The following is a 10,168-nucleotide window of genomic DNA, read 5'->3' on the forward strand; positions in this document are numbered from 1 at the left end:
GTCCCGAACACCCGCTCGTGGACGTCCGCCATGAGGTTCACGCCGGCCTCGTCGGTCACGGCGCGCAGCTCGACGCCGTCCGGGAGGACGACGTCGGTGGGCAGGTCGCGGGCGTCGGCGACCATCAGGGACTCCGGGGGCTCGGCGGCGAGTCCGGCGGCGGCGAGCCGTGCGCCGAGGTCGCCGGGGCGGTCGTGGGCGTAGTGCTTCCACTCGAACTCCCGCTTCAGGGAGGCGAAGTACGCCACCTGCTCCGCGATGGCGCGGTCGGCGGTGTCCTCGGTCAGATCCGACCAGAGGACGGCGCTCCACCCATGCCCGTCTGCGCCGACCTGCCGCACCACACCGCCGGTCCGCTCGACGCGGGCGCCCGGCCCGTCCGGCCGGACGTCCCGCCGCATCTCCCGGTCGAACGTGGCCAGTACCGTTTTCTCGTCCATCCCCGCACTTCAGCACCGAGCGGCGGGGTCGGCAACCGGTTATCGTTCTGGCGCGCCGCCGAGGGGCCGGGCCCGATCGTTACGAGGCCGGGGCCGGGGCCGGGGCGCGGCGGCGGGCCCGCAGGGTCCGGGCGACCGCCCACATGGTGCTGGGCCCGGTCAGTACGCGCGGGTGCTCGCGCATGTGCGCCACGGCCAGGTAGCGGCGGTTGACCTCCGCGTCGGTCATGGAGGCGGTGACCAGCTTCTCGACATACCAGCTGGTGAGGCGGTAGCCGCGCGGGTAGGGCCCCATCACGTGCGGCAGGGCCAGGTCGCCGAGCGTGGACAGGCCCCAGGCGGCGTCGACGACGACCTCGGCACGCCGGAAGTACCCCCAGGCGGGCTCGTCGAGCCGCTCGCCCGAGCACAGGAACGCGGACAGGCAGGAGGCGTGCAGCGCCGCGGACGACATGCCCTGCCCGTAGATCGGGTTGAAGGACGCGAAGGCGTCGCCCACGACGACGAGCCCGGCCGGGAAGCGGTCGAGGCCGGTGAAGGTGCGGCGGCGGCTGTCGGCCATCTGGTACGTCTCGACGTCGCTGTCCAGACGGCATCCGGCGATCTTCGCGAACGGCGCGCCGGGGGTGTCGCGGACCCGCTTCACGAAGGTGGCGGCGTCCCGGTTCGGCGGCTGCCCGTACGCGGAGAGCACCACCATCCAGCGGCCGCCCTCCACCTCGGCCGCCACTCCGAAGTCGTGCTGCGGCGTGCCCGCGGGCGCCGGGGCCGAGAGGGACTGCACGACGGCGACGCCGGGCAGTTCGTCGCCGCGCTCGAAGAGGGCGGTGGTGTAGCGGAGGTCGATGCGCATGCGGTCCAGCCGGGGCGGCTGCCAGCCGGCGTCCTTCAGCCAGTGCTCCACGCGGCTGGAGCGGCCCGTGGCGTCCACCACCAGGTCGGCCGTGAGGGTCTCGGTCTCCGTCGCGTCCTCGGCGCCCCCCGGTGCGAACCGGACGCCGCGCGCCTTGCCGCGCTCGAACAGCAGGCCCCGTACGAGGCCGGGGACGAGCCGGACGTTGTCCCTGCCCAGCACCCTGTCCCTTATACGCCCCTCCAGGAAGGGGCGGGTCAGCCCGATGGTGGTCTCCTCCGCCACGGGCACCTTGAGCACGCCGTCGAAGTAGTGCTCGATGGCGTCGCCCTCGCTCGGTACGGCGCCGTCCGCGATCAGTTCGGCCGTCAGGCCGGGGAACCAGCGCTCCATCTGTAGGCGGCCGCCCTCCAGTACCACGTGCAACTGCTTGATCTGCGGGACGCCGGGGCGTCCGGTGTCCGCCGGGCCGAGTCCGTCCCGCTCGACGATGACGACGTCGTCGGCGTGGTCGCTGAGAACCCGTGCCGCCATCAGCCCGGCGATGCTCCCGCCCAGGACGACCGCTCGCTGCATGCCTTACTCTCCTCGACTGCTTCCCGGGGGAAGCGCTGCGCGGATGTGGTGTGAGGAGACGACAGGCTAGCGAACGCCGGACCGTCGGGGCGCCGGGTTCCGGCAGCCCGGGCCGCTCCCGCGATGGTTGCCGTCATCGCGGGGGAACCGCCCGAGCCGCCCTCTTCACCGGGCCCGCTGCAGTCGGGCCCGTTTCATCGGCCGTGCTTCATAGTCGTTGCTTCATCGGTTCGACGGCCTGATCCGGATCAGGCGTTGCTGTGAACCGCCTTGGCGGCGCCGCTGGGCGCGCACTGCACCGCGGTGGTCGGGGAGAAGTAGCTGCCGTCCTTGGCGTTCTTCCCGTTGTCGAACTCGTAGTGCAGGTAGGCATAGAAGCCGATGGTGCCGTTGCCGACGCAGGGCGAGTCGGCGGCGACCTCGTAGGTCATCGTGACCGAGCGGCTGGCTCCGGGCGCGATGGGCGCGTTGTAGTTCACCGCTCCGCCGGGCTCGCAGACACCCGCGTCACCCTTACAGGTGAGGAACTTGAACTTCATCCCGTAGCTCACGGTCTCCCAGGTCGGCTGGAGCGACTGGTACGCGAACTGTACGTACGTGGCTTCGGGGTTGGTGAAGGTCATCGTGACGGAGACCGTGGTGCCGGGGGTCGCCGTGGGCTTGTCGATGGTGAAGGTCACCGGCGCGTCGGCGGCGGCGGCGAAGGCGGGCTGCCCGAGGCCGAACAGGCCGAGGGCAAGGGCGATTAACGCGGACAGTCCGAGCTGTCTCATTTTTGTTCTGCACATGGCCGGGGAGCGTAGAGAGGTCCACGCCTTTTCGCTCCCCCCACCGCACAGGACCGGCCATACGCCTCAGCAACCACAGGGAATTGGGGCAGGTGGGTGACGTGAGGGCCGCCGTGACACGTGCGCAAATTGGCGGACATGTGCTGTCCGACGGCTCCGGATCCGGTCTCAGGCGACTCCGGATCCGGTCTCAGGTCATGCCGACGCCAGCTTTCCGATGGGGGTCTCCACGATCTCGACCGCGCCCGCCCGCGTCAGCGCGGCGATCGCCACGGCTATCCGGTCCTTTCTGAACACACCCTGCACAACGGCCTGTTGGGGGTCGGATCCGCCACCGCCCAGCCGCCACCAGCGGGCCGGCAGCAGGGATTCGACCTCCGGCCAGCGGTCCTCCGGGACAACGACGGTCAGCAGCAGGTGCGCCGCCCCCGCGTGCGCGGCCCGCAGCAGCGAGGTCAGCATCTCGATCGCGGCGCGCAGCGAGCTGTCGGCCCAGGCCGCGGGGGAGGCGACGAGGTTCACCCCGCACCTGCGGACGGTGTTCAGGATGCGCAGGTTGTTCTGGCGCAGCGAGGAGCCGGTCTCCACCACCTCCATGACGGCGTCGGCCAGTTCGGGGATCTTCGCCTCGGTCGTGCCGTGCGAGTGGATCACCTCGGCGTGCAGCCCCAGCCGCTCGAAGTGGTCCTGCGCGATGGTCGGGTACTCGGTGGCTATCCGTGCGCCGTGGCCGAGGTCGTGCTCGCTGCGCGCGGGGTGGTCCGCGGGGACCGCGAGGACCACGCGCCAGCCGGTGTCGGTGGTCTTGGAGTACCCGAAGGTGTGCACGACCTCGACCTTGGCGCCGGTCTCCTCGATCCAGTCGGCGCCGGTGACGCCGAAGTCGAAGGTCCCGTCGGAGACGATCAGCGGGATCTCCCGGGGCTTGAAGAACACCACGCGCTCGACGCCGGGGTAGTCGATGCGCGCGCGGTAGGCGCGCGGTGAACTCTTGCGCACCGCCAGGCCGGCGGCCCGGAACAGTTCGAGCGTCGGCTCTTCGAGGGAGCCCGTGGGGAGTGCGAGCGACACCATGTCATCACCGTTCGTCGTCCTGTGGCCGCCGGCCGGGCCCGGGACCCGTCCGGGTCGGGGCTTCGGCGGCGGCCGGTGCGTGGTCGGGCGCATCGGCGGGCGCTATACGTGCAGCAGCCGGTCGATGCCGGTCACCGGGGGCCGTGGCAGGGCGGCCGGGCGGAGTTCCACCTCGCCGACCACGAGGTCGGCGGGCCAGGCGTCGATGATGCTGGCGACGCACCGGCCGACCGACTCGGTACTGATCTTGTACGGGGCGTCGTCGCCCTCCAGGTTGGCGATCGCCCCGGGCGTGACCAGGCAGCCCCGGACGCCGTTGCCGCGCTCCTCCAGCAGCAGCGTCTCCATCAGCGCCTTGACCGCCGCCTTGGTGGCGCTGTAGACCGCGCCGCCTTCGAAGTAGTGGGTGGAGGCGTTGCTGCCCATGGTCACAAAGAGGCCGCGGCTGCGCCGCAGGGCCGGCAGCACCGCCTTGATCAGATGGAAGACGGAGGTGAGGTTGACGGCGACGATGCGGTCCCAGTCCTCGGGGGACAGCTTCTCGATCGGATCGAGCACCCGGTCCACGGCGTTGGCCACGCAGGCGTCCAGCCGTCCGGTCTCCGCGAGGACCTGGGCGACGCCCTCGGCGAGCTGGTCCGGGTCGGCGAGGTCGCAGCGGGTCTCGCCCAGCCAGCTCTCGCCGGTCGTCGTGCGGTTGAGCGAGCGCACCCGGTAGCCGCGGTCGTGCAGGGCGGCGGCGATGGCCCGGCCGCTCCCCCGGTTGCTGCCGGTCAGGAGCGCGACCGGCGCCTCGGACGCCCGCGCGACCGCTTCCGCGACCGCCGTCGCGGACGGCTCCTCGGACGCCTCCTCAGATGCCATCGAAGGCCCGCTTCCACTGACTGACGAGCTCCGCTCCGGACATGCCGTCGCGGAACAGGTCCTTGTCGAGCCGTGACCCGTCGGGGTGGCGGATGCGCATGCAGTCCTGGGACACCTCGGAGATCAGGCTGAGTCCGCCGGCCGCGTCGAGGCCGAAGATGACGCAGAAGTCCCAGATCTCCAGCGGCGCCAGCCAGGACCGCAGGACGTCGTTGACGGTGAACGCGTGGTCCCGCATGGCGTCCACGGGCAGGTCGAGGGCGCGCAGATAGTCCTCGCCGATGGGCTGGTCCTCCGGGTCGACCCGGTAGTCGAACTTCACCACGGGGCGGGGCAGCGGCTCCCCGTCCGGGAACAGTCCGGGGTACTTGCGGGTCGTGGAGCCGTTGGCCACGTTCTTGACGATGACCTCGAACGGCGGGGCAGGGCAGTACTGGGCCACGTACATGGTCCGGCCGACGCGCTCGCGGAAGGCGCACGGAACCCCGGCCTTGGTCAGTTCGGCCGCCGCGCGTTCGTAGAAGTCCAGGCGCAACGGCCCGGTCTCGTCCACGAGTTCGTCGCGGTCGTAGGTGAAGCTGCGCAGGCTCGGGATCAGCCGTACCAGGCACAGGTCGTCGGGCAGCAGCCACAGTTCCTTGCTGCGGCCGGTGATGTCGGCGGGCTCGCTGTCCGCCAGCCGGGCGAGGGCGTCGCTGTCGAACGGGTCGACGGCGCCTTCACGCATGTCTCTGCCTCCCACTCGCGTACCGGCCGGGCGAATTCCCGGCCGGCTCTTTCGCGCTGTCGCCGCCCCGCGCCGGACAGCGGCCCGGTATCGCGCTCATTCGTTTCCGAGGCCGCGGAACCTGTTCGCGATGAAGTCCCCCCACGTCTCGTCGAGAACCGTGAGTCCGTCCTCCGATGCCTGCCACTGCCGCGCCTGGTGCGGCGGATAGGCGAAGAGCACCGACGAGAGCCGTTCGTAATCGTTCTCCGTGTACGTGCAGTGCACGCGGTGGGTGGACGGGCGGAATCGGCCCTTCGAGGCGCTGTTCAGCATCCTGCCGATGTTGCAGAGCACCACGTCGGTCCTGGCGATCACCGGCTCGACCCACGTCCCGTCGTGCAGGATGTACTGCAAGCCCTGGTCGGAGGGCGGGAGCTGGAGGCCCAGGAACTGGATTCCGGAGTGCTCGTGCGCGAGCACCTCCCGGCCGTCCAGGTCGCGGTAATGGATCACCCGCAGGTTGGTGGCGTCCCTGGAGAGCCCGAATTCCGGTGTGCCCTCGGGCATCATGCCCCGGATGACCTCGCCGAACAGCGAGATGAGGGTGAAAGCGGTGTCGAACACCTCGGTGGCGCGCTCGCCGAATTCCGGGAACGCCGCCAGGACCGCGCCCGCGCCCGCCGGTTTGTCGGCCAGCATGGCGCCGCTCACGTGGATGAATTCCTTGGGGTCGGGCACGCCCTTGGCGAGCCGCGGAATCTCCGAGAGATACGGGAAGAAGCCGTGCGTGCCGCCGTTGGAGAGCTGCGGGACGGAGGTGTACTCGAAGTCGGCGAGGCTGGGGTCGGCCGAGGCGCAGGCCGCCTCGAAGCTGTTCATCATGGCCTCGACCCGTGCCCCGATGCCGGGCACCTCGACGGACATGAAGCCCCAGTCCGTCAACTGGGTCTCGATCTCTTTGGCGGCGGAATGCATATCTGTTCGGAGTTCACCGATCCGTACGGACGGTACGACACCGCTGAGTCGCATCGGGGTGACATCCATGGTTACACCAGGTCCTCTTCCGGGTCGGGTTCCTTGGTCGCACCGATTCCTCGGCCGCACGGATTCCTTGGTCGCGCCGAACTCCTCCGCCGGGGCACTTCCCGGCGCATTTCCCACGGCACTTACTGCACAGCGCACTTCGGCCGAAGCTCCACGCTCACGACGCACCGTGCGCAGCGTTATTCTGATCAACGCATTTCGATCAGTACGCTCGGTTCCGGGCAGCATCCACCGCCATAAAATCAAAGATTATCAGTGACTCTCGATCAGTCAAGGTCGCCCGGACCGGCGGAAGTTGGCGGTCGCGGCGGTATTCGATCTTTGCCGATGCCCCGAATCACCCGGAATGCTCCTGGCCGGCCGACGCTCCCCCGGACCCGGAATCCCTTTCGCACTCGGCCGCCTTCCGCACCGGCAGTCCATCCCTTAGATTATCTCTGCGTGATTTGTGCGAGCCGACGGGAGCGGTTGTGAGCTACCCCTTCAGCGACGACCAGGAGGAGTTACGGCGCACCGTTCGCCGATTCCTCACCGAGAAGTCCCCCGAGACCGAGGTCCGCCGGCTGATGGAGAGCGCCGAAGGCTTCGACCCCGCCGTCTGGCGGCAGATGGCCGGACAACTGGACCTCCAGGGCCTCGTCATTCCGGAGCGGTACGGCGGCGCCGGACACTCCTATGCCGAACTGGTCGTCGTCCTGGAGGAGATGGGCCGCGCGCTGCTCTGCGCCCCGTACTTCTCGACCGTCGCCCTGGCCGCCAATCTCCTTCTCGCGACGGACGACGAAACGGCCAAGCGGGAATTCCTGCCCGCCATCGCCGCCGGCCGCGCCATCGCCACCGTCGCCCTCGCCGAGCACTCCGGCCGCTGGGACGCCGACGGCGTCGCCATGGAGGCCGCCGCGACCGGTACGGACGGCGGCTGGAGCCTGAGCGGCGAGAAGTTCTACGTACCCGACGGCCACGTGGCCGACCTGGTGCTCGTCGTCGCCCGGACCGCGGCCGGGGTGTCACTGTTCGCCGTGGACCGGGAAGCGGGCGGCTTCACGGCGACACTGGTCCCCACCATGGACCAGACCCGCAAGCTCGCCCGGCTCCGCTTCGACCGCACGCCCGCCCGCCTCGTCGGCGCCGACGGCCGGGGATGGCCGGCCGTGTCCGAGATGCTCGACCTCGCCGCGATCGCGCTCGCGGCCGAACAGGCGGGCGGCGCGCAGCGGGTGCTCGACATGTCCGTCGAATACGCCAAGCTGCGCGTCCAGTTCGGGCGGCCGATCGGCAGCTTCCAGGCGATCAAGCACAAGTGCGCCGACATGCTCATCGAGGTGGAGTCGGCCAGGTCGGCCGCGCACTACGCCGGGTGGGCGGCGGCGGAGCGCACCGACGAGGTCCCCGCGCTGGCGAGCCTGGCCAAGTCGTACTGCTCCGAGGCGTATTTCCACGCCGCCGCCGAGAACATCCAGATCCACGGCGGCATCGGCTACACCTGGGAGCACCCCGCCCATCTGTACTTCAAGCGGGCCAAGAGCAGCGAGCTGATGTTCGGCGACGGCGCCTACCACCGGGAGCTGCTGGCCCAGCGCATCGGCATCTGAGTGCGTACGACCGCGAGCCGACGGCCTCTGGCGCGAAGGGATGGAGAGAGGGTCTTGGAGAGGGACACCGTGCGACGAGGCGAGGCGGACGCGTTCCGGCGGCGTATCCGCGAGTGGATCCGCGCCGACGCCCCCGCCCCCGGCGGACCGTACGACGCGTGGGAGCGGCGGCTGCTGGCCGCGCGGCTGATCTGCCCGGCCTGGCCCGAGGAGTACGGAGGGTCGGCGCTCGGGCCGCTGGACGTGCTCGCCCTCGCGGAGGAGTGCGCGCGGGCCGGAGCGCCGCTCGTCCAGCGGGGCGCCGGCGAGCACCTGATCGGCCCGGCGATCATGGAGCACGGCACCGCGGCGCAGCGCTCCGCCCTCCTGCCGGGCATCGTCTCGGGCGAGGACCGCTACTGCGTGGGCTTCTCCGAGCCGGAGCACGGTTCCGACCTCGCGTCCGCGGCCACGGCCGCGGAGGTCCGTGGCGGGGAGGTCGTCGTCAGCGGGCTCAAGACGTGGGTCGCGGAGCCGCACTGGGCCAACATGATCGCCGTCCTGTGCCGTACGTCCCCGGCCGCCCCGGCGCGCCGCGGACTGTCCCTGGTCCTGGTCCCGCTGACGCCCGGGAACGGCGTACGGGTCTGCCCGGTACGGGAGTTGACCGGCTCGTACGGGCTCGGCGAGGTCCGCCTCGACGCGGCCCGCGCGCCGCTGTCGCATGTCATCGGCGGCGTGGACGGCGGCTGGGCGCCCGCGATGACGGCCCTCGCGCACGGCCGTGCCCATGAGGCGGCCTGTGCCCATCTCGGGTTCGAGGAGCGGTTCTGGGATCTGGTCCGCCAGGCCCGGAAGTCGGGACGGGCGCGGGAGCCGGAGGTCCGCGCGCGGCTGGCGTGGGCGTACACCCGGATCACGCTGCTGCGCGCCACCGCTCTGCGGCTCGCCGCCCGTACCGCCGCCGGGGCGGACACGAGCGGCGAGGCGGCCGTCGCCGCGCTGTTCCGCGCCGAGTTCCGGCGCCGCTTCGGCGAGATCGCGGTCGACGTGTCGGGCCCGGCGGAACTGGTGCGTCCGGAAGGGACCGGCTACGGCCTGGGCGAGTGGCAGGACGCCTTCCTCACCGGCCGGGGCGCGACGATCGGCGCGGGCACGGCCGAGATCCGGCGCAGCGCCCTCGCGGAGCGGGTGCTGGGACTGCCGAAGGAGGCCGGTGGAGGAGGCCGGTGACACCTGAAACGGGGCGGGCGAAGACCCTAGGATGCCTCGTATGTTTGCCGCCCAACAGTCAGTCGCCGACAGGCTCGCCCGACTCGCTCCGCAGGACGACGCGGAGCGCGCCGACGTCGAGCGGATCCGTACGCTCATCGACACCGCCGAGGACCCCTGGCAGCGGTCGCTGCCCCTGCACATCACCGCTTCCGCGTTCATCGTCCACCCCGGCAGCGGCCGGGTGCTGCTGCGCTGGCACAAGCGCCACGAGTCGTGGCTGCTCGTCGGGGGGCACGGCGATCCGGGCGAGACGGATCCGCTCACCGTCGCGGTGCGGGAGGGGCAGGAGGAGACGGGGCTCGGCGACCTGGAGCCCTGGCCGGACGCGGAGATCGTGCACGCGGCGGTCGTGCCCGTACCGGCGGGCAGCCGGGAGCCCGCGCACGACCACGCCGACCTGCGGTTCGTCCTGGCCACCCGGCACCCGGACGCCGTACGGCCGGAGCACTCGGACGCACCGCTGCGCTGGCTGTCGCCGCATGAGGCGCACGACGCCATCGACGAGGCGAATGTGCGCGAGACGCTGTCGAGGGTGGAGAAGTTGTTCGCCGGCTGACCCGCAACGGAGGGATCGCAGGATGTACGCAGTGCTGTCGGTGACGGACAAGAGCGGCATCGTGGAATTCGGGTCCGGGCTGCGGGAGTTGGGCGCGGAGCTGGTGGCCACCAGCGGTACGGCGCGGCTGCTGCGGGACGCGGGCACGGAGGCGGTCGTCATCGGGGATCTCTCGGGGGTCCCGGAGATGATGGGCGGCCGCGTGCGGGCCTTCCATCCGTCCGTCTTCGGCGGGCTGCTCTACCGGCGGGGCGACGCGTCGGACGAGGCCGAGGCGCGGCAGCACGGCATTCCGCGGATCGAGGTGCTGGCCTGCAACTTCAAGGATCTGGTGGCCGATGACGGGGTGGCGGGGGCGCTGGAGTCGATCGACATCGGCGGCCCCGCCATGCTGCGGGCCGCCGCCAAGAATTTCGTG

The 10,168-nt window shown here is 71.2% G+C and carries 9 protein-coding genes and 2 pseudogenes; 4 read left to right on the top strand and 7 right to left on the bottom strand.

Annotated features, from left to right (window positions below):
• The 7 genes and pseudogenes from ACFU99_RS19605 to ACFU99_RS19635 form a co-directional block, all read right to left on the bottom strand.
• Positions 1 to 440: pseudogene (locus ACFU99_RS19605) on the bottom strand (GNAT family N-acetyltransferase); the annotation flags it as partial.
• 79 nt (positions 441 to 519) lie between these two features.
• Complete coding sequence (locus ACFU99_RS19610; protein WP_384393532.1) at positions 520 to 1,869, bottom strand: NAD(P)/FAD-dependent oxidoreductase; 1,350 nt, start codon at positions 1,867 to 1,869, stop codon at positions 520 to 522.
• A gap of 248 nt (positions 1,870 to 2,117) precedes the next feature.
• Positions 2,118 to 2,642, bottom strand: a complete 525-nt coding sequence (locus tag ACFU99_RS19615; protein ID WP_384393535.1) for a hypothetical protein — start codon at positions 2,640 to 2,642, stop codon at positions 2,118 to 2,120.
• Positions 2,643 to 2,852: 210 nt separating this feature from the next.
• Positions 2,853 to 3,731, bottom strand: a complete 879-nt coding sequence (gene hisG, locus ACFU99_RS19620; RefSeq protein WP_384393538.1) for an ATP phosphoribosyltransferase — start codon at positions 3,729 to 3,731, stop codon at positions 2,853 to 2,855.
• Positions 3,732 to 3,833: 102 nt separating this feature from the next.
• Positions 3,834 to 4,595 carry an SDR family oxidoreductase gene (locus ACFU99_RS19625; protein ID WP_384393541.1) on the bottom strand — a complete coding sequence of 254 codons (762 nt, stop codon included), beginning with the start codon at positions 4,593 to 4,595 and terminating at the stop codon, positions 3,834 to 3,836.
• A complete protein-coding gene (locus tag ACFU99_RS19630; protein WP_384393544.1) occupies positions 4,585 to 5,322 on the bottom strand; it encodes a phosphoribosylaminoimidazolesuccinocarboxamide synthase in 738 nt (245 codons plus the stop codon). Before ACFU99_RS19630 ends, ACFU99_RS19625 begins: the two co-directional genes overlap by 11 nt.
• A 96-nt stretch (positions 5,323 to 5,418) precedes the next feature.
• Entirely contained in the window at positions 5,419 to 6,348 is a 930-nt protein-coding gene (locus tag ACFU99_RS19635) for a hypothetical protein (RefSeq protein WP_384393547.1), read from the bottom strand.
• Between the two features lie 470 nt (positions 6,349 to 6,818).
• Here ACFU99_RS19635 and ACFU99_RS19640 point away from each other — a divergent pair, with 470 nt between their 5' ends.
• The 4 genes and pseudogenes from ACFU99_RS19640 to purH all read left to right on the top strand — a co-directional run.
• Positions 6,819 to 7,940 carry an acyl-CoA dehydrogenase family protein gene (locus ACFU99_RS19640; protein WP_384393550.1) on the top strand — a complete coding sequence of 374 codons (1,122 nt, stop codon included), beginning with the start codon at positions 6,819 to 6,821 and terminating at the stop codon, positions 7,938 to 7,940.
• 54 nt (positions 7,941 to 7,994) lie between these two features.
• A complete protein-coding gene (locus ACFU99_RS19645; RefSeq protein WP_384393553.1) occupies positions 7,995 to 9,152 on the top strand; it encodes an acyl-CoA dehydrogenase family protein in 1,158 nt (385 codons plus the stop codon).
• Between the two features lie 40 nt (positions 9,153 to 9,192).
• Entirely contained in the window at positions 9,193 to 9,750 is a 558-nt protein-coding gene (locus ACFU99_RS19650) for an NUDIX hydrolase (RefSeq protein WP_384393556.1), read from the top strand.
• Between the two features lie 22 nt (positions 9,751 to 9,772).
• Positions 9,773 to 10,168: pseudogene (gene purH / locus ACFU99_RS19655) on the top strand (bifunctional phosphoribosylaminoimidazolecarboxamide formyltransferase/IMP cyclohydrolase); the annotation flags it as partial.

The organism is Streptomyces sp. NPDC057654 (assembly GCF_042800135.1).
Lineage (GTDB): Bacteria > Actinomycetota > Actinomycetes > Streptomycetales > Streptomycetaceae > Streptomyces.